The following is an 18,212-nucleotide window of genomic DNA, read 5'->3' on the forward strand; positions in this document are numbered from 1 at the left end:
CGATTAATCAGGCGATACGGCGCACGTCCTCTTCCAACCACGGTGCAGCCACCGGCGGCGACGCCTTGCGCGTACGGCCACGCAGGCCGCTCACGCTGGCGGTGTGCGACTCCAGCTTGAACACATCCACCACGTGCGCCAGGCTGGTGGCCTGGTCTTGCAGTTCCTGCGCGGCGGCCGACGCCTGCTCGACCAGCGCGGTGTTCTGCTGCGTCATGCTGTCCATCTCGCCGATAGCGTTGTTGACCTGCTCAATGCCGGCCGTCTGCTCCATGCTGGCGCCACTGATCTCGCCCATGATTTCGGTCACGCGCTTCACGCTGCTCACCACTTCGTGCATGGTCTCGGCGGCCTTGTGCACCTGTTCGGAACCGGCGTCCACTTTCATCACGGAATCGTCGATCAGCGACTTGATCTCCTTGGCGGCGGCGGCCGACCGCTGCGCCAGATTGCGCACCTCGGTCGCCACCACCGCGAAGCCTCGGCCCTGCTCACCCGCGCGCGCAGCTTCCACCGCCGCATTCAAGGCCAGGATATTGGTCTGGAAAGCGATGCCGTCGATGACCGAGATGATGTCCACAATCTTCTTTGACGATGCGTTAATCGACGCCATGGTCACGGTCACCTGCTCCATCACCTGGCCTCCCTGCTCCGATACATCGGACGCCGATACCGCCAGCGTATTGGCCTGCATGGCGTTGTGCGCATTCTGGCGCACGGTGCCGGTCAGTTCTTCCATCGCGGTGGCGACCTTCTCCAGCGATTCGGACTGGTGCTCGGTGCGCACCGACAGATCGCGGTTGCCGCTGGCGATCTCGGACGACGCCGTGGCGATCAGGTTGGTGCCCTGACGCACCTGGCCGACGATGGACGACAGATTGTCGCGCATGGCAGCAATCGCATGCAGCAAACTGGTTTTATCATTGGCCTTGACCTGCACCGCCACCGACAGATCGCCCTCGGCGATCTTGTTGGCGATCGCGGTCGCGTAGGCCGGCTCGCCGCCCAACTGCTTGAGCAGCAGCCGCGTATTCACCCATGCAATCAGCACGCTGACCAGCAGCGACAGCACCGCTTGCAGCACAATCCACAGGAAAGCCTGGCTGGCGTGCGCATCGACTTCGGCGCTGGCCGCGCGCGTCTCATCCTGCGACACTTTAAGCACCGCCGCGATATCGGCCACGATCTGCTTGCGCAGCGGGCTGCACTCATTGGTCAGGAACGCCGCAAAGCCTTCCATGTCGCCGGCCTCGCGCAGCTGGCGCGGACGCTTGAGCGCATCGGCCATCTTCAGCAAGCCGTCGCGCACCTTGGCGAAATTGGCGTCGCCCTTGTACGATGGCGTCATCTGCTCCAGCGCGGCCAGGTAAATGGCTTTCTGCTCGTCGAGAATCGCCAGCTCTTTGCTGGCAGCCGACGCATCGGCGAAGATATAAGCATTGCGCGCGGCGATGCCGGTTTGGTCCAGCGCTTCGCGCGCTACATACAGCGGATCGAGCTTCTCGCTCATCACGCGCTGCTCATCGTGAAAAGCAGTGGTAATCGACGACATGCGCACAATCGCGAACGTCGCCATGATCAGCATCAGCGCAGTCAGCGTGCCAAAGCTCAGTGCCAGCTGCGACCCTATTTTTAGTTTTTTAAACGCTTCCATCGACTTCCTATTTGTAAAGGACGAACGCAAAAAAACGGCGCGGTGGCGCCGTTAGCTGTGCGATTATCCATTAAAGTATGCGTTTGTCTATGACAAATAGGTAATTCCGCCACATTTTTATCACTTTGGAGAGGCGACTAAGGGATACGCTTAGTATAGAAAGCCTTCACGCCTGCTTCATCGCCGGCCAGCAGCAGCGCATGGTCGGCAAACAGCATCTGCCGGAACACCGGCGACGGTCCGAGCGCGGCGCCACCGGGCAAGGTAAAGCGCAGCAGCGCCGGCGTCTGCGCCGACAGCGGCGCCGCATTGACGGCGTAATCGGCCAACACCAGCACGTCGCCCACCGCATCACCGGCCTGGAATGCGCCGACCACGCTGCCGGCGATGGCGAGGCCGCCACTGAACGCATGCGCATCGATGTCGGCCACGCGCACATTGCCGGCCCAATTGGTGGACAGCGTCTCTTGCGTCACGTCGGTGCGGCCGCTGGGCAGCACCGGCGCACCGCTGGTGTCGAGCGCCACGCCCATCACGCCGCCGGCGGTGGTGGGCGTGGCTTTGCCGTTCCACAGCACACCCATCTTGCCGGCGCCGTTGAGCGTAACCGGATATGGCTGCGCGCCGCCGGTGCCGACGGAGCGTATGGTCGGCGCGCCGGCGCCATTGGCCCACATGCCCAGCATTGCGCCACCACCTTCCAACCACCCTGCCAGCACCGCGCCGCCAGCCGCCGCCACACGCGGATGCAACGCGGAGGTAGACAGCGTGAAAGGCGGCGTAAGCTGTTTGCCATTGAAGTCGAACTTGCACAACTTGAGCAGATACTGCGTCTTGTCGGTAACCGGCAGCAGCGAGAAAGTGGTGGCCAGCCAGAAGCCGTTGCCGTCGGCCGCGCCGCCGTTTTCCGCCGGTGCGTAATCGCCTGCGGGATAAAGATCGCTGGCGGTGCCGATCAACCGCGCCTGCGCATCGAAGTGCAGCAGCCGCGTGCCTGCACTGGCCTGCACCATGACGAAACCGTCCGGCGACGGCATCATCTGCCATTCGCCGGTGTAGCCGGCGGCCAGCGTAAAACCGTAATCGGTGGTGAACAGCAGCTTGCCCTGGCTATCCACCACGCTCAGTCGCGTGGCCGCATACACAGGCTTGCCGTTGACAGTGCTGAAGGAATCGGAGCGCGAGCGCACCACGATATGGTCGCCCACCACCAGCGCATCGGACATGGCGGGCAGCGCACCAACGGTGACGGGATCGGAAACAGAGATGGAGGCCGAGGCCACCGAACTGCCCGCAGTGACGGCGCCGCTGGAAGAACCGCCACCGCCACCGCAGGCGCTCAGCAACGCCACACCAAGAAGGAGAAAAACACGCATGCGGCCAGTATAAAAAGAAAAACAACTTCTCCCTACGCTGCCCGCATGGCCTGGCAAGCCAGTGTGATGCCCTGGCAGGCCAGCCGATGTGACTTACTGGCGAATCACCGCGCCGCCCTTCATCACGAACGACACTTTGGTCAACTCCGTCGCATCGTCGGCCGCGTTGCCCTTGACGGCGATGATGTCGGCGTACTTGCCTACGCTGATCGAACCCACGCGGTCCTTCCAGCCCAGCAGGTCGGCGGCGTTAATGGTGGCGGCTTGAATCGCCTGCATCGACGTCATGCCGTATTTGACCATGTAGTAGAACTGCCTGGCATTGTCACCATGCGGGTAGACGCCGGCGTCGGTGCCGAATGCCATCTTGGCGCCGCCCTGGAAGGCCTTGCGGAAGTTATCGCGCTGGAGCTGGCCGACCTTCTTCTCTTTTTCGATCGATTCCGGCAGCATGCCGGCCTTGGCGCCTTCCTGCAGGATGAAGTCATCGTCATAGATGTCCATCACCAGGTAGGTGCCGTGTTCTCTGGCCAGCTTGATGCCGGCATCGTCAATCAGGCTGGCGTGTTCGATCGAATCGACGCCGGCGACGATCGCATCGTGAATCGCGCTGGCGCCGTGTGCATGCGCGGCCACCTTGCGGCCCAGCTTATGCGCTTCGCTGACGATGGCCTGCATCTCTTCCAGCGTGTACTGCTGCGCGCCAGGCTCATCGCCCTTCGACAGCACGCCGCCCGAGGCGCAAATCTTGATCACATCCGCGCCGTATTTGGCCATCTCGCGTACCTTGGCGCGCGCTTCCCACGGACCATCCGCCACGCCGCGGCCAGTGAAATTGACGTCCGGCGGCAGCAGGTTCTCGTCGCAATGACCGCCCTTGATGCCGATCGCGTAACCGGCAGTGCGCATGCGCGGGCCGATGAAATCGCCCTCGTTGATGGCGTCGCGCAGCGCCACGTCGCCAAAGCCGCCGGCGCCGACATTGCGCACGGTGGTAAAGCCGGCTTCCAGCGTCTTGCGGGCGGTGCGCACGCCGTACAGCGCGGCGCGGGTGTCGGAGACGCCCAGCGCGTTGTACCCGCTCAGGTAAGGGTCGGCGGTGAGGTGGGTGTGGGCGTCGATCAGGCCTGGCAGCACGGTCTGCGCCGACAGGTCGATCACCCTGGCGCCGGCCGGCAATTGCGCCGAGGCGCTCGGGCCGACAGACGTAATGCGCTCGCCGGTGATGACGATGGTCTGGTCCTTCAGCACCGTGCCAGTGACCACGTCGACCAGTTTGCCGGCGCGGATCACGGTCACCTCGTCAGCGGCGCTGACCTGCGCGGCGGCGCCGAGGATGGTGGCGGAAATAAGGAGGTGCTTCAGTTTCATGGGCGACGCCTTTGGCTGGGAAAACAAAAAGCATAGCAGAGCGTCCGCCAAATGAGAAACTATCCCGGCCAGGCGCAGGTGCGGAAACCGGCAAAGAGATCGTCGCGTTCCGGCAGCTGAAAATGGCGGAATTTGGCCGAGCCAAACCGTGACGGCGTGGCGAATGAGGCGCCGCGCAGCACCTGGTGCGTGTGGAACCACGGCTCGGAATATTCCACATAGCGGTCCGCCTTAAAGTCCGGGTACGGCTCGAACGGCGATCCGGTCCACTCCCACAACTGGCCCCAGCGGAAGGCCGGATGGCCCGACAAAGCCGCATACTCCCACTCTGCTTCGGTGGGCAGGCGGCGTCCGGCCCAGGCGCAGTAGGCCTGCGCCTCGTACAGATTCACATGCCGCACCGGTTCCGCGCCGGCCAGCGTGGACGGCCGGCCGAAGCGCGTGGTGCGCCATTGCGCGCCGTCGCGCTGCCAGTAGCGCGGTGCGGAGCGCTCCTGCCGCATCAGCCAATCGGCGCCGGCGTTGCTCCAGAACTGGCGCTGGTCATAGCCGCCATCGGTGACGAAATCTGCATACTGGGTGTTGGTCACCAGTGTGCTATCCATGCGAAACGGCGCCACATGGAAGCTGTGCGCCTGGCGCTCGTTATCGAATACAAAGCCGGCGCCGGACTTGCTGCCCAACTGGATGGTCCCGCCGGGAAAGCCGATTTCGGAGGGGGCAAACATCTGCTGTTCTTGAGCCGCTGCGTACACCGGTGCTGCCAGGCCCAATGTCTGCAAGGCGTAGAGCAAGGCTTCGCCGCGCATGTCCTCGTACGCCAGCGCCAGGCGGTATGGATACAAGGCCTCATCTGTATTCGGTTCGCGCGTCAGCTTGTCCTGCACGCGGTCCAGCACTTCATAGCAGTAAGTCTTGACACCGCCGGCGCTGGGCAGGTCCAGCGTCCAGCGGCTGCGGTGCGGCACGCGCGTGGCGTCGAACCAGTCGTCGCCTTTGGTCAGCAGGCAGTGGCCGTTGGCGTCGGCCGGATGGCTGGACGTCGCTTCACGCAGGATGAACCATTCGGCGAACCAGGCGGTGTGCCCCAGTTCCCACAGCGGTGGATTGATGGTGCGCAGTTGCGGCACCCGCGGCGCGGCGTCCATGCCGGCGGCGGCAAAGCAGTCGAACAGCGACAGCGTGGTCTCCCTGGCTTGCTGGAGGGCCTGGGCCAGCTGCTGTGATGTGGCATTCCTGAATGAAGAGGTCATGCGTTAATTGTAACCGCCCACGGTTCAAGCAGCGTTGCCGGAGTTGGAGGATAATCTGCGCCATCAGACTTCACCAGGAAATGCCCATCATGAGTAACGACGCTATCAAACTGACCTCCTTCTCCCACGGCGGCGGCTGCGGCTGCAAAATCGCGCCCGGCGTGCTGTCCGAGATCCTGAAGAACTCCAACGGCTTCCCTGTGCCGAAGGAACTGCTGGTCGGAATCGAGACGTCGGACGATGCGGCCGTCTACAAGCTCAATGACGAGCAGGCGCTGATCGCCACCACCGACTTCTTCATGCCGATCGTCGACGACCCGTATGACTTCGGCCGCATCGCCGCCACCAACGCCATCTCCGACGTGTATGCGATGGGCGGCACGCCGATCATGGCGCTGGCCCTGGTGGGCATGCCGATCAACAAACTGCCGATAGAAACCATCGGCCAGATCATCAAGGGCGGCGAATCGATCTGCGCGGAAGCCGGCATTCCCATCGCCGGCGGCCACACCATCGATTCGGTGGAGCCGATCTACGGCCTGGTGGTCATGGGCCTGATCCATCCGTCGAAAGTGAAGCGCAATGCCGACGCCAGGGCCGGCGATGTGCTGGTGCTGGGCAAACCGCTGGGCGTGGGCGTGCTGTCGGCCGCGCTCAAAAAGGGCAAGCTGGATGATGAAGGCTACAAGGCCATGATCGCCAACACCACCAAGCTGAATAAGCCTGGCAAGGCCTTATCCGAGCTGGCCGGCGTGCACGCGATGACCGACGTTACCGGCTTCGGCCTGCTAGGCCACCTGCTGGAACTGGCGCGCGGCGCCAAGCTGGAAGCGCATCTGGAGATGGCCAACATCCCGCTGCTGCCGGGCGTGGAACAGCTGGCGCAGGATGGTTACTTCACCGGCGCCTCGGGCCGCAACTGGGAAGCGTATGGCAAGGACGTCAAGCTTGCCGAAACCATCACGCCGGCGCAGCACTCGCTGCTGACCGACCCGCAAACCTCGGGCGGCCTGCTGGTGTCGTGCGACGCAGGCAGCGTGGACCAAGTGCTGGCCCTGTTCCGCGAACAGCGCTTCGGCGAGGCCGCCGTCATCGGCCGCATGGCCGCAGGCGAAGCACGCGTTATCGTCAGCTGATTTATTTGCGACGCAGCCGCCAGGTGCTCCAGACGATCAGCCAGAGCAAGGCGGCCTGGATCGGCAATCGCAGCCACAATGCCCACAGCGGCACCGGGAACAATTCGGGCCGCTGCAGCATGTAGATATGCGCAGGCGTTACCGCCAACGTGAGCAGGAACAGGCCGATGCCGGCTGCCCTGCGCGTGCGCCGGATCAGGATGCCGGCAGCGCCGAGCAGCTCAAACACGCCGCTGACCAGCACCGCCGCCACCGGCCACGGAATATACGGCGGCACGATGCGCGCTTCCGTATCGGTGGCGACGAAGTGCAGGATGCCGCCGACGAAAAACCAGATGAAGACGAAGGCCAGGCCGGCAATTTGCGCTTTGCGCATCTTATTGATCCGTGAAGTGCGTCGACCAGACCACTGAGAAGATTTTCCACTGGCCGCCGCGCTTGACCATCTGCCAGGTCTCGATGCCGTAGTTTTCCACCTTGCCGTCGCCGACGAATTCGTAGTCGAACATCACCCAGGCCAGGTCCGCGTCCTGGGTGACCTTGACGTTGTAGAAGCGCTCTTCGATCGGGAGCTTGGCGTTTTTCACGAACTGCGCAAAGCCGCTGTAGCCGCCAGCGTTCACGCCATCGAAATTGACATCGGTCTCCGCGCGCATCGTCGCCGCCTGCTTGTCGGAGGCGGGCGACGTCCACAGGATATTCGAATGCAGCAGCAGCGACGACAGCGCCTTCACATCCTTGGCCTTGAGCGCGGCCTGGAACTGCTCGGTCACCGCCATAATCGCCGCCACATCTTCCGGCGTACTAACCGGCTTGGCCGGCGCGGCAAACACGGCGCCGGCAAACAACATGCACACCACAGCAGAAATCCAGCGCATCAATATCCCCCTCTATGAAAAGAGCCCTGATGTTAGGGCCGCATTGATAAAAAATCAAATCAAACAAATAAACATTCACTTGACGGGCGCGGCGCGGATCGCTTACATTTAAGGAATGATCTCGCATCTGCACCTATCCGCTTTCCTGCTATCGCCTGCCAGCGCCCTATCGCTAGCAGCGCGTCTACTAGCACGCGTTTAATCCGCGTCCCAGTTGTACCCCGTGCCGGCCATAAGCCGCACCGTCTTCACAAAATCCAGGAAAGTTGTACCGATGCTCCCAGCCTTGTCGCTACTGCTAAAACTACCGATCGGTTGCCGCGCCTAGTATCCCGTGGCCGCGCCGCAGCCCTTCGCCACATCGTTTAGCCAGTCCCCTATATTTCCGATCCAGGAGCATTACCATGATGTTGCAGAACCCAGCGAGCAAATACCGTCCCTTCCCAGCCGTCCAGTTGTCCGACCGCAGCTGGCCGAACGCCATCATCAGCAAACCGCCAATCTGGATGAGCACCGACCTGCGCGACGGTAACCAGGCGCTGATCGAGCCGATGAGCATCGAGAAAAAACTGCGCTTCTTCGACCTGCTGATCAAGATCGGCATCAAGGAAATCGAAGTGGGCTTCCCTTCGGCGTCGCAGACCGACTTCGATTTCGTGCGCAAGCTGATTGACGAGAACCGCATTCCGGACGACGTCACCATCATCGTGCTGACCCAGTCGCGCGAAGAGCTGATTCGCCGCACCGTGGACTCCTGCGTCGGCGCCAAACGCGCCATCGTCCACCTGTATAACTCGGTGGCGCCGGTGTTCCGCAAAGTGGTGTTCGGCATGTCGCGCGAAGAGATCACCAACATCGCCACCACCGGCGCCAAGCTGGTGAAGGAACTGACCAGGCAGCATCCGGACACCGACTGGGGCTACGAATACACGCCGGAGTCGTTCTCCACCACGGAGCTGGACTTCTCCAAGCATATCTGCGACGCCGTCAGCGCCATCTTCGAGCCGACTCCGAACAAAAAACTGATCATCAATCTGCCGTCCACCGTGGAATGCAGCACGCCGAATATCTACGCCGACCAGATCGAATGGATGTCGCGCAAGCTGGCGCGCCGCGATTCGCTGATCATCTCGGTCCACCCGCACAATGACCGCGGCACCGCCGTCGCCTCGGCGGAACTGGCGGTGATGGCCGGCGCCGACCGCGTCGAGGGCTGCCTGTTCGGCAACGGCGAACGCACCGGCAACGTCGACCTGGTAACGCTGGCGCTCAACCTGTACACGCAAGGCGTCAACCCTGGCCTGGACTTCTCCGACATCGACGAAGTGCGTAAAGTGGTTGAAGAATGCAACCAGTTGCCGGTGCACCCGCGTCACCCGTATGTGGGCGACCTGGTATTCACCGCCTTCTCCGGCTCGCACCAGGACGCGATCAAGAAAGGCTTCGCCAAACAACAGGAAGGCGCGATCTGGGAGATTCCTTACCTGCCGATCGACCCGCAAGACCTGGGGCGCAGCTACGACGCCGTCATCCGCGTCAACAGCCAGTCCGGCAAAGGCGGCATGGCCTACTTGCTGGAGCAGGACTTCGGCCTGGTGCTGCCGCGCCGCCTGCAGATTGAGTTCAGCCGCGCGGTGCAAGCCGTGGCCGACCAGACCGGCCTGGAAATCACCGCCGAAGGCATCTACAACATCTTCAGCAAAGAGTATTTCGAACAGAACGCGCCGTACGCGTACCAGTCGCACAAAATGGTGGAAGACACCAGCAGCGACGAACCAGTGCAGATCGATATCGCCATGCTGCACCGTGGCGCGCCACTCGCGCTGCAAGGCGGCGGCAATGGTCCGATCGACGCCTTCGTCGACGCGCTCGGCCTGGACATCAAACTGATGGACTACCACGAACACTCGATCGGCTCCGGCGCCAACGCCAAGGCGGCCTGCTACGTCGAACTGCGCCTGGCCAACGGCCCGACGCTGTTTGGCGCGGCCACCGACAGCAACATCCTGACCGCCTCCTTCAAGGCCGTGCTGAGCGCCGTCAACCGCCAGCTGGTGCGCACGGAAGAGGATCAGGCCAAAGGCGCGATCTCGGCCTAAGGCTTAGGACATAAGCAGCACGGAGGCGTCCCGTGCTGGCGGACGGCCAGCGCGACGCCGCCCTCACCCTCCTGCGCGCGGACATGCAACCGCGCTGGTGGAACAGGCCGCCGCTGCGGCCGCGATGCAGGACCAGGCCGGCGAACTGACTGATGTGGTCAGCCAGTTGCGCCTCTCTGCTGGCTAACGGCGGGCCAGGCGGATGCCGGTGAACTGCCAGCGGGCGCCGGCCGGGAAGAAGTTGCGGTAGCTGGCGCGCGCGTGGCCTTCCGGCGTGGCGGACGATGAGCCGCGCAGCACGTATTGATTCAGCATGAACTTGCCGTTGTATTCGCCCAGCGCGCCTTCCGCCGCCGCAAAGCCGGGATACGCGGCGTAGCTGCTGCTGGTCCATTGCCAGCAATGGCCGAACATCTGCTGCAAGCCTGCGCCAGCACCGGCGCCGGACGGATGCAGCGAACCGGTTTCCAGCGGCGCCAGCGTGCCGGCGTATTCCCATTCAAATTCGGTCGGCAAACGCGCGCCGGCCCAATGGGCATAAGCATCCGCTTCAAACAGCGAAATGTGCGTGACCGGACGGTTGAGGTCCAGCGGCTGCGGCCCGTGCAGCGTGAACTCCTGCCACGCGCCCGTCTCGTCCTGGAACCAGTAGATCGGCGCCTTCAGGTTTTGCGTGCGCGCCCAGTCCCAGCCCTCGGCCAGCCACAGCGCGGCGTTAAAGTAGCCGCCGGCGTTGATGAAATCGAGGTATTCGCCATTGGTCACCAGCCGCGAAGCCAGCGCGAACGGCGCCACGTATTGTTTGTGGCGCGGCAGTTCGTTGTCGAAACTGAAGCCGTCGCCATTGTGACCAATCTCGGTCAGGCCGCCATCGAAGGCGATCCACGCCAGTGGGGCCGCCGGCGCGGCGGCCGGCAATGGAATCTCCATGTATGCAGGACGCAGCAGGCTTTGCGCCAGCAGGTGCTTGACGTCGGTCAGCATCAGCTCCTGGTGCTGCTGCTCGTGCTGCATGCCCAGCGTCAGCAGCATGTCCAGCTCCGCAGACGGCGCGCTGGCGATCAGGCGGGCGATGCGGGCGTCGACGTCGGCGCGGTAGGCGCGCACCTGCGCCATGGCGGGCCGCGTCAGCAGGCCGCGCTGCGCGCGCGGATGCTTCTCGCCGATGCCGTTGTAATAGGAGTTGAACAGAATGCGAAACGCCGGATGGAACGGCGCAAAGTCGCGCTCCATGCGCTCCAGGATAAACGTCTCGAAGAACCAGGTGGTGTGCGCCAGATGCCATTTGATCGGACTTGCGTCGGGCATCGATTGCGCGCCGCAGTCTTCATCGGACAGCGGCTCCGCCAGCGCCAGCGTGTGCTTGCGTACCGCCGCGTAGCGCGCGAGAAGTCGTTCCATGTCAGCTGGCCCGTGCGTGAATGACGGCGAACCACGTATCGGTGTCGGTCCACATGCGGGTGGTGGCGAAGCCGGCCCGCTCCAGCAGCGTGACAAAGGACTGGCGCGTGTACTTGTAGCTGTCTTCCGTGTGGATGCGTTCACCGCGCGCGAAATCGCGTTCGCCGCCGCGCCAGGTCACGGTCAGCGGGCAACGCGCTTCCAGGTGCATTTCGATGCGGCTCAACGCCGGATTGAAGAACGCCACGTGCTTCCACTGGTCGATATCGAAGTCGGCGCCGATCAGGTGATTCAGGTGGCGCAGCATATTCAGATTGAAGGCGCCGGTAACGCCCAGGGCGTCGTCGTAGGCGGCGTCCAGCACCGCATGGTCCTTGATCAGGTCCACGCCGATCAGCAGGCCGCCATCGGCGCCCGCATTGGCGCGCAGGCCGCGCAGGAAAGTCACCGCCTGCTCCGGCGAGAAGTTACCGATCGAGGAACCGGGATAGAAGAACACCCGGCGCTCGCTGCGTACGCTGTCCGGCAATTCGAAGCCGCTGGAAAAATCCAGTCCCAGCGCCGTCATCTCGATCTGCGGAAAGCGCTGCTGCAACTGCGCCACCGCGCCAAGCAGGAAGTCGCGCGAAATATCGACCGGCACGTACTGCGCTGGCTTCAGCAGCGGGAACAGCGCCGCCGCCTTGGCGCAGTTGCCCGCGCCCAGATCGATCAGCGATGCGCCATCGCCTACCGCTTGCGCCATGTCGGCGCCATAGGCGGCAAAGATGCTCGCTTCGGTACGGGTTGGATAATATTCAGGCAGTTCACAGATGGCCTCGAACAGCTTGGAGCCGAGGCTGTCATACAGGAACTTTGGCGAAGTATGCGCATCGCGCGCCAGCAAGCCGGCTGTGATTTCTTCGATAACCGCGGCACTACCGTGCGCGGGCCGCTGTGGCGCTGTGTTGCTGGCAAGAGGCGACACAACACGAATCGCCGGGGAGCGGGACACTTGCATAAATGCTCTACCTATCTAATGGGGGTGGCAATCCCTTGAGGGGATTTTTGCTATGATAGCTGAATATCCATTTTGTAGCGCTGTACCAAAAGTTCCGTGCGACTTCTCACATAAAAGGGCAATCCTGATGAAAATCTCCTTCAAATCGCTGCTGGCCACGAGCCTGATGCTGGCCGCTTCCTGGTCGCAAGCCCAATCGGCGGATCACGTGTTCCGCGTCTCCGCCATCCCGGACGAAGCGCCAACCGAGCTGCAACGCAAGTTCAAGCCACTGGGCGAATACCTGGAGAAGAAGATCGGCATGAAGGTCGAGTTCACCCCGGTGACCGACTACGCCGCCTCGGTGGAAGCGCTGATCAACAAGAAGGTCGACATGGTCTGGTTCGGCGGCTTTACCTTCGTGCAGGCCAATGAGCGCAGCAAGGGCGCCATCACGCCGCTGGTGCAGCGCGCCGAAGATGAAAAATTCCGCTCGGTGTTCGTCACCACCAACAAGAGCATCAACAGCCTGGCCGACCTGAAAGGCAAGACCCTGAGCTTCGGATCCGAGTCCTCGACCTCCGGCCACCTGATGCCGCGCTACTACCTGCTGGCCGCCAAAATCAATCCGGACACCGATCTGAAACGCATCGCCTTCTCCGGCGCGCATGACGCCACCGTGGCTGCCGTCGCCGGCGGCAAGGTCGATGCCGGCGCGCTGAATATCTCGGTGTGGGAAAAACTGATCGAAGCCAAAAAGGTCGATCCAAGCGTGGTGCGCGTGTTCTACACCACCCCTGGCTACTACGATTACAACTGGTCGGTGCGCACCGACATGAACGCCGATCTGAAGAAAAAGCTGACCGACGCCTTCCTGGCGCTGGACGCCAACAAGCCTGAAGACAAAGCGATCATGGACCTGCAACGCGCCACCAAGTTCATTCCGACCAAAGTAGACAACTACAAGAACATCGAAGCCGCAGCCAAGAACGCCGGCCTGCTGAAGTAAATGCCAACGTATCAACTGCAAGACCTGACCGTCCGCCATCTCGGCGGGCGTTCAGCACCCGCGCTGCAAGCCATCAACCTGACCGTCGAACAGGGCGAGCAACTGGCCCTGATCGGTCCTTCCGGCGCCGGCAAGACTACCCTGCTGGCGACACTGTCCCTGTCCCACAAGCCGTCCGAAGGACGCTTCCATGCCTTCGGCGTCGAACCTTGGGCGCTGGGCGAAGCGGCGCGTCACCGCTTGCGCGCGCAGCTGTTCCTGGCGCCGCAAACGCCGCCGCTGCCGCCGCGCCAGCGCGTGGTGACGGCGGTGCTGGCCGCGCGCCTGCCGCAATGGAGCGTATGGCGCGCGCTGGTGTCGCTATTCAAGCCGGAAGACCCGGAAGCCGCGTGGCAGGCGCTGTCGCGCTTTAATCTGGGCGATAAACTGTATTCGCGCGTCGACCGCCTGTCCGGCGGCGAACGCCAGCGCTGCGGCCTGGCGCGCCTGTTGCTGTCGCCGGCCAGGTCGCTGCTGGTGGACGAGCCGCTGTCGGCGCTCGATCCCGCCCTGTCCGAACTCACCCTGACCACGCTGCGCGAAGAAGCCAGGGCGCGCAACGCCACGCTGATTTGCAGCCTGCACCAGGTGGACCTGGCCCTTAGCCACTTCCCGCGTATCGTCGCGCTGCGCGACGGCCGTATCGCCTTCGACCTGCCGCGCGACCAGGTCACGCCGCAGATGATCGCCACGCTGTATCAGGGCGAACAGCCGCCAGCCACGTTGCCACACGGCGATGAGCATGACGCCATGGCGGTCAAACTCGGCGTAGGCGCTTGCCTTTGATGGACGCCACGCTGAACCACGCGGCGGTGCACCGCGATCCCGCCCTGCGCCGCCGCATCTTCATCATTGTCGCTGCCCTGGTGATCCTGTGGCCGACCATGGTGATCTCCGAATTCAAGCCGTGGATACTGTTTGACCAGCAAAGCCTGGAATCCACCGGCCGCTTCCTCGCGGACTTCCTGGTGCCGGCCCATGACGCCGAGTTCCTGCAGATGCTGGTGCGCGAAACCTGGAACACCGTGGCCATCGCCACCGCCGGCCTGACGCTCGCGCTGCTGGGCGCCATTCCCGCGACGCTGATCATCAACGAGCAGCTGTCGATTTCCGCCCTGGGCACGGGCCGCATGCGCCCTCTCGCCGTCATCGTGCGCCAGACCGTGCGCTGGCTGATGGTGATCCTGCGCTCGGTACCGGAGCTGGTGTGGGCGCTGCTGCTGGTGCGTATCATCGGCCTGGGTCCGACCGCCGGCGTGCTGGCGATCGCCCTCACCTACTGCGGCATGCTGGGCAAGGTGTATGCCGAGATTCTCGAATCGTCCGACGCCCACGCCAGCGACACGCTGCTGGCCAATGGCAGCGGGCGATTGGCCGCGCTGCTGTACGGCGCGCTGCCGGAAGCGGCGTCGGAACTGATGTCCTACACCGTCTACCGCTGGGAGTGCGCAATACGCGGTTCGGTGGTGATGGGCTTCGTCGGCGCCGGCGGCCTTGGGCAGCGCATGGATGAATCGCTGAAGGGCATGAACGGCGCCGAAGTCTCCGCCATGCTGCTGGTATTCATCGCGCTGGTGGCGCTGGCCGACCAGTTCTCCAAAGTGCTGCGCAGGAGGCTGGGATGAATTCAAACATGCCGAAACCGCCGGCGCGCGACTGGACCATGCGCATCCTGATGCTGTTGCTGCTGGCGTTGATCGTCGCCAGTTTCGCCACACTGCCTTTGAAGTGGCGCGAATTCTTCACCGTCGACGCCATCAACAGCACCATGGAATTGCTGGCAGGCTTTGCGCCGCCGGAGACATCCAGCGGCTTTCTCGCCAGGACCTTCTGGGCTACGCTGGAAACGCTGGCCATGTCCGGCCTGGGCACGCTGCTGGCCGTGATCTTCGGCCTGGCTTTCTCGCTGCCGGCGTCGGGCCGCTTCGGCGCCGGTCCGCGCGCCGCCATGCGCGCGGTGCTCAACGTGCTGCGCTCGGTGCCGGAACTGGTGTGGGCTTCCATCCTGCTGATCGCCGCCGGCCTCGGTCCACTCGGCGGCACGCTGGCCCTGGCTGCGCATACCGCCGGCGTGCTCGGTCGCCTGTTTGCCGACTCGCTGGAAAACGCCGCGCCGCTGCCGGAGCAAAGCCTGCGCACCAACGGCGCCGGCGCCACTGCGGCCTTCATGTACGCCACGCTGCCGCAAACACTGCCGCAGATGATGTCCTATACACTGTACCGCTGGGAGAACAACATCCGCGCCGCCGCGATTCTCGGCGTGGTCGGCGCCGGTGGGCTGGGCCAGATGCTGAAGTATCACCTGTCGCTGTTCCAGATGCCGCTGGCCGCCACCGTCATCCTCGCCATGCTGCTGCTGGTGGCGCTGGTCGATGCCATCAGCTTCGCCATGCGGCGCGCACTCACAAGGTAATGTAGTTTAAACTTCGCCATGCTCGAACTTCGCCAGCTCTCCAAATCCTACAACGGCCGTCCGGTGCTGGACCAATTGTCGTGGACTTTCAAGGCCGGCGAATTCGTCTCCATCATGGGCGATTCCGGCGTCGGCAAATCGACGCTGCTCAATCTCATCGCCGGCCTCGATGCGCCCGATCCATCAGCCACCTCGCCGATCATCGTCGACGGCATTCCGATGTCCGGCCTCGATGACGATGCCGCCACGAAGCTGAGGCGCGCGCGCATGGGTTTCATCTTTCAAGCCTTTCACGTGCTGCCGCATCTGACCTTGCTGCAGAACGTCGCCTTGCCGCTGCTGCTGAACGGCCTGCCGACCGAACGCGCCACGGAGATGCTGGCAGCGGTCGGCCTGGGCGGCCGCGAGCACGACTTCCCCCATCAAATCTCCGGCGGACAAATGCAGCGCGTGGCAATCGCCCGCGCGCTGGTGCACCGCCCGGCCCTGGTGCTGGCCGACGAACCAACCGGCAACCTCGATCCGGAAACCGCCGACGCCATCCTCACGCTGTTGCAGCGCGAAATTAAAGCCACCGGCGCTTGCGCCATCATGGTTACACATTCGCAACTTGCTGCTAAAAAGACAGACAAAATCCTACTTTTATCTAGAAATGGACTAAAAGATACAACAAACGTCAACCCGTTTGAGCAATAACCAACATAATTTAATTGTTAAAGCCTGCACTTTTTTTTTATCCGTAGTATTATTGAAAATAACTTGCATGGTTATCAAGAATGTTGAGTCGCGTACCACATTCAGACCGTAACGAGTGTGGGCGCTAGCCTTGCCGGGAACGTACTTTTTTAACGTTTTGAGCAAAGGAGGAGCAAGCCATGAACGTACGTCAAAAGAAGTTGGAGTTGATTGAAGCCATGAATCGCGCTCGGGCGCTGGAGCCATCCAGTTTTGTCCCGAACAAGCTTCTTGATACGCTGATTGAAAAGATGAACTTGAAGAATGATGCAGAGTTATGTCGGGTGCTGGAAGTTCAGCCGCCGATCATCAGCAAGATCCGTCACCGGAAGTTGGCAGTTGGTGCCACGATCCTGCTGCGCATGCATGAAAAATCAGATATCAGCATTCGCGAGCTGAAAGATCTGTCTACCGCGTCTATGCATTGAACAAAAACATTGTTCTGCCATGCCAGGCGTCGGCATGCGGTATCCGGCGCCCCAAGCGCTGTTGCGATCAGCCCAAACCCCGCTGAACGCCGCTTTACCGAGTAGCTAGTTAGTACCAGTTAGCATTTCTCGTATTTCCAATTTCTCGCCTTACCTTCTGCGATCCATTCGATGGCTTGTTCACGCCTGCGCGTCCGCGTGGCTTCGGTCTTCGCTTCGGTCAGCCATTCGGCGTAGTCACGCTGCTTGCTGGGGCTGAAGCTGTTGAAGTGCGCGCGCGCCGCCGGCACCGCATCCAGTGCGGCCTGCAAGTCATCCGGTATCTCCAGCGAACGTGGCGCCGCCGGCTTGGCACGGGCAGGCGCCGCTACGCCATCGTCGTTCAGCTGCATGGCGCGCTTGATGTAGGATGCCAGCACTTTTTTGGACGGCAGATCCTTGAGCGATGTGATGCGGCCGAAGTGGCCCATGGCTTCGCGATTGACTTCATCGGCTGCCATCAGCAACTCCGCCTTCCAGAAGTTCAGCGCGCAATGCGCCTTGAAGGAGGCCATGCTGCACATCATGCCCTTGTACATAAAGTGCGGGAAGCCCCACTTGATGGTCTCTTCCACCTCGGGACAGGCGGCGTGCACCACTGCGCGCAGATGCGCCAGTATCGGCTGCGCAAAGTCGGCGGATTTGGCGATATAGGCGTCAACGCGCGGATCGGTGGCGGGCATGATGGTCTCTCAGAAGAATTGTGGATTCTTCGCCAGCAGGTCGGCCTCGAATTTGTTGACCGCTTCAAAGTTGGGCAAGGCTGGCGACATGCGGCGGCCGGCATCCCAACTGCGCCAGGCACGCGCACTATCGTACTGCATCAGCAGCAGGTCGCCCAGATCCTTGTAGGCTCCGCCCAACATCGTCGTCAGCGTGACTTGCCTGCCGGTGGACAGCATGCATTCCATCTTGCCCAGCATGGTATCGAGAATCTGCGCGTCGCTAAAATCCTCGCTGGCGTCGCATGGATGTTCGGCGCGCAGCGCGTCCAGCTGTGGCGGCGTGGCCAAGCGCTCCAGCAGTTGCGGATGGCCGCCCGGCACATAGCGCATGAAGCGCGTGAACTGCGCCGCGTCCGTCGCCGAGACCTTGGCGCCGGCGGCGCTGCATGCGGCCAGCCTGATGCCGTCCACATAGAAAACGCGCTGCTCGCCGTCGGTTTTTCCTCGGCCACGCCCGGCCCGGCGCTGAACACCGACAGCTCGTTCTCCTGCGTCTGTTTGTTGGTTAGCGCCGTATCGACCTTCATGGCGGCCGCCGCGCCGCGCAACAACTCACGGTTATGCATCTCCACCACCCCGCATAAAGCCAGCTTCCTTAAAAAATGGAGCGACCATGATAAATCAGACAAGCCACCGGCTTGTAACATTTCGTTGCAGCTTACACATAGGTCATGTGG

The 18,212-nt window shown here is 62.7% G+C and carries 18 protein-coding genes; 8 read left to right on the forward strand and 10 right to left on the reverse strand.

The features are described 5' to 3' along the window. Nucleotides 1-7 precede the first annotated feature (7 nt). The 4 genes from GTP55_RS16030 to senA form a co-directional block, all read right to left on the reverse strand. Entirely contained in the window at nt 8-1,654 is a 1,647-nt protein-coding gene (locus GTP55_RS16030) for a methyl-accepting chemotaxis protein (protein ID WP_161045863.1), read from the reverse strand. A gap of 137 nt (nt 1,655-1,791) precedes the next feature. Further along, nucleotides 1,792-3,030, reverse strand: a complete 1,239-nt coding sequence (locus GTP55_RS16035) for a hypothetical protein (RefSeq protein WP_161045864.1) — start codon at nt 3,028-3,030, stop codon at nt 1,792-1,794. 93 nt (nt 3,031-3,123) lie between these two features. Beyond that, on the reverse strand, nt 3,124-4,401 hold the full coding sequence (locus tag GTP55_RS16040) for a Xaa-Pro dipeptidase (protein ID WP_161045865.1): 1,278 nt from the start codon (nt 4,399-4,401) through the stop codon (nt 3,124-3,126). A gap of 59 nt (nt 4,402-4,460) precedes the next feature. Beyond that, on the reverse strand, nt 4,461-5,654 hold the full coding sequence (gene senA / locus GTP55_RS16045) for a selenoneine synthase SenA (protein WP_229257953.1): 1,194 nt from the start codon (nt 5,652-5,654) through the stop codon (nt 4,461-4,463). A gap of 89 nt (nt 5,655-5,743) precedes the next feature. Here senA and selD point away from each other — a divergent pair, with 89 nt between their 5' ends. Further along, on the forward strand, nt 5,744-6,790 hold the full coding sequence (gene selD / locus GTP55_RS16050; RefSeq protein WP_161045866.1) for a selenide, water dikinase SelD: 1,047 nt from the start codon (nt 5,744-5,746) through the stop codon (nt 6,788-6,790). Nucleotide 6,791: 1 nt separating this feature from the next. Here selD and GTP55_RS16055 read toward each other — a convergent pair whose 3' ends face one another. Together GTP55_RS16055 and GTP55_RS16060 are read right to left on the reverse strand one after the other, a co-directional pair. Continuing rightward, a complete protein-coding gene (locus GTP55_RS16055; RefSeq protein ID WP_161045867.1) occupies nt 6,792-7,166 on the reverse strand; it encodes a DoxX family protein in 375 nt (124 codons plus the stop codon). Between the two features lies 1 nt (nt 7,167). After that, nucleotides 7,168-7,668, reverse strand: coding sequence for a nuclear transport factor 2 family protein (locus tag GTP55_RS16060; RefSeq protein WP_161045868.1), 501 nt, complete (start codon nt 7,666-7,668; stop codon nt 7,168-7,170). Between the two features lie 404 nt (nt 7,669-8,072). Here GTP55_RS16060 and leuA point away from each other — a divergent pair, with 404 nt between their 5' ends. Beyond that, nucleotides 8,073-9,767, forward strand: coding sequence for a 2-isopropylmalate synthase (leuA, locus tag GTP55_RS16065; RefSeq protein WP_161045869.1), 1,695 nt, complete (start codon nt 8,073-8,075; stop codon nt 9,765-9,767). 183 nt (nt 9,768-9,950) lie between these two features. On the opposite strand, the gene egtB is transcribed toward leuA, so the two are convergent. After that, nucleotides 9,951-11,168 (reverse strand): ergothioneine biosynthesis protein EgtB, encoded by a 1,218-nt coding sequence (egtB, locus tag GTP55_RS16070; protein WP_161045870.1) that lies wholly within the window; start codon nt 11,166-11,168, stop codon nt 9,951-9,953. Between the two features lies 1 nt (nt 11,169). Further along, entirely contained in the window at nt 11,170-12,168 is a 999-nt protein-coding gene (gene egtD, locus GTP55_RS16075; protein WP_161045871.1) for an L-histidine N(alpha)-methyltransferase, read from the reverse strand. A 127-nt stretch (nt 12,169-12,295) separates the two neighbouring features. Here egtD and GTP55_RS16080 point away from each other — a divergent pair, with 127 nt between their 5' ends. The 6 genes from GTP55_RS16080 to GTP55_RS16105 all read left to right on the forward strand — a co-directional run bounded on the left by GTP55_RS16080 (nt 12,296) and on the right by GTP55_RS16105 (nt 16,771). Then, nucleotides 12,296-13,156 carry a putative selenate ABC transporter substrate-binding protein gene (locus tag GTP55_RS16080; RefSeq protein ID WP_161045872.1) on the forward strand — a complete coding sequence of 287 codons (861 nt, stop codon included), beginning with the start codon at nt 12,296-12,298 and terminating at the stop codon, nt 13,154-13,156. Then, nucleotides 13,157-13,981: a phosphonate ABC transporter ATP-binding protein gene (locus GTP55_RS16085; RefSeq protein ID WP_161045873.1), complete on the forward strand. Its 825-nt coding sequence runs from the start codon at nt 13,157-13,159 to the stop codon at nt 13,979-13,981. Then, nucleotides 13,981-14,820, forward strand: coding sequence for a PhnE/PtxC family ABC transporter permease (locus tag GTP55_RS16090; protein ID WP_161045874.1), 840 nt, complete (start codon nt 13,981-13,983; stop codon nt 14,818-14,820). Before GTP55_RS16085 ends, GTP55_RS16090 begins: the two co-directional genes overlap by 1 nt. Then, entirely contained in the window at nt 14,817-15,608 is a 792-nt protein-coding gene (gene phnE, locus GTP55_RS16095; RefSeq protein WP_161045875.1) for a phosphonate ABC transporter, permease protein PhnE, read from the forward strand. Before GTP55_RS16090 ends, phnE begins: the two co-directional genes overlap by 4 nt. An 18-nt stretch (nt 15,609-15,626) precedes the next feature. Then, nucleotides 15,627-16,304: an ABC transporter ATP-binding protein gene (locus GTP55_RS16100; RefSeq protein ID WP_161045876.1), complete on the forward strand. Its 678-nt coding sequence runs from the start codon at nt 15,627-15,629 to the stop codon at nt 16,302-16,304. 179 nt (nt 16,305-16,483) lie between these two features. Next, entirely contained in the window at nt 16,484-16,771 is a 288-nt protein-coding gene (locus tag GTP55_RS16105) for a hypothetical protein (protein ID WP_008447145.1), read from the forward strand. 119 nt (nt 16,772-16,890) lie between these two features. On the opposite strand, the gene GTP55_RS16110 is transcribed toward GTP55_RS16105, so the two are convergent. Both GTP55_RS16110 and GTP55_RS16115 read right to left on the reverse strand, forming a co-directional pair. Continuing rightward, complete coding sequence (locus tag GTP55_RS16110) at nt 16,891-17,493, reverse strand: YdeI/OmpD-associated family protein (RefSeq protein WP_161045877.1); 603 nt, start codon at nt 17,491-17,493, stop codon at nt 16,891-16,893. A gap of 9 nt (nt 17,494-17,502) precedes the next feature. Further along, complete coding sequence (locus GTP55_RS16115) at nt 17,503-17,946, reverse strand: hypothetical protein (RefSeq protein ID WP_161045878.1); 444 nt, start codon at nt 17,944-17,946, stop codon at nt 17,503-17,505. Nucleotides 17,947-18,212 lie beyond the last annotated feature (266 nt).

This window comes from Duganella margarita, from assembly GCF_009857535.1.
GTDB lineage: Bacteria > Pseudomonadota > Gammaproteobacteria > Burkholderiales > Burkholderiaceae_D > Rugamonas > Rugamonas margarita.

Excerpts from the sequence above, each read along its gene's own strand:
- GTP55_RS16030 (WP_161045863.1), bottom strand. The coding sequence starts at position 1,654 with ATGGAAGCGTTTAAAAAACTAAAAATAGGGTCGCAGCTGGCACTGAGC.
- GTP55_RS16035 (WP_161045864.1), bottom strand. The coding sequence starts at position 3,030 with ATGCGTGTTTTTCTCCTTCTTGGTGTGGCGTTGCTGAGCGCCTGCGGT.
- GTP55_RS16040 (WP_161045865.1), bottom strand. The coding sequence starts at position 4,401 with ATGAAACTGAAGCACCTCCTTATTTCCGCCACCATCCTCGGCGCCGCC.
- senA (WP_229257953.1), bottom strand. The coding sequence starts at position 5,654 with ATGACCTCTTCATTCAGGAATGCCACATCACAGCAGCTGGCCCAGGCC.
- selD (WP_161045866.1), top strand. The coding sequence starts at position 5,744 with ATGAGTAACGACGCTATCAAACTGACCTCCTTCTCCCACGGCGGCGGC.
- GTP55_RS16055 (WP_161045867.1), bottom strand. The coding sequence starts at position 7,166 with ATGCGCAAAGCGCAAATTGCCGGCCTGGCCTTCGTCTTCATCTGGTTT.
- GTP55_RS16060 (WP_161045868.1), bottom strand. The coding sequence starts at position 7,668 with ATGCGCTGGATTTCTGCTGTGGTGTGCATGTTGTTTGCCGGCGCCGTG.
- leuA (WP_161045869.1), top strand. The coding sequence starts at position 8,073 with ATGATGTTGCAGAACCCAGCGAGCAAATACCGTCCCTTCCCAGCCGTC.
- egtB (WP_161045870.1), bottom strand. The coding sequence starts at position 11,168 with ATGGAACGACTTCTCGCGCGCTACGCGGCGGTACGCAAGCACACGCTG.
- egtD (WP_161045871.1), bottom strand. The coding sequence starts at position 12,168 with ATGCAAGTGTCCCGCTCCCCGGCGATTCGTGTTGTGTCGCCTCTTGCC.
- GTP55_RS16080 (WP_161045872.1), top strand. The coding sequence starts at position 12,296 with ATGAAAATCTCCTTCAAATCGCTGCTGGCCACGAGCCTGATGCTGGCC.
- GTP55_RS16085 (WP_161045873.1), top strand. The coding sequence starts at position 13,157 with ATGCCAACGTATCAACTGCAAGACCTGACCGTCCGCCATCTCGGCGGG.
- GTP55_RS16090 (WP_161045874.1), top strand. The coding sequence starts at position 13,981 with ATGGACGCCACGCTGAACCACGCGGCGGTGCACCGCGATCCCGCCCTG.
- phnE (WP_161045875.1), top strand. The coding sequence starts at position 14,817 with ATGAATTCAAACATGCCGAAACCGCCGGCGCGCGACTGGACCATGCGC.
- GTP55_RS16100 (WP_161045876.1), top strand. The coding sequence starts at position 15,627 with ATGCTCGAACTTCGCCAGCTCTCCAAATCCTACAACGGCCGTCCGGTG.
- GTP55_RS16105 (WP_008447145.1), top strand. The coding sequence starts at position 16,484 with ATGAACGTACGTCAAAAGAAGTTGGAGTTGATTGAAGCCATGAATCGC.
- GTP55_RS16110 (WP_161045877.1), bottom strand. The coding sequence starts at position 17,493 with ATGCCCGCCACCGATCCGCGCGTTGACGCCTATATCGCCAAATCCGCC.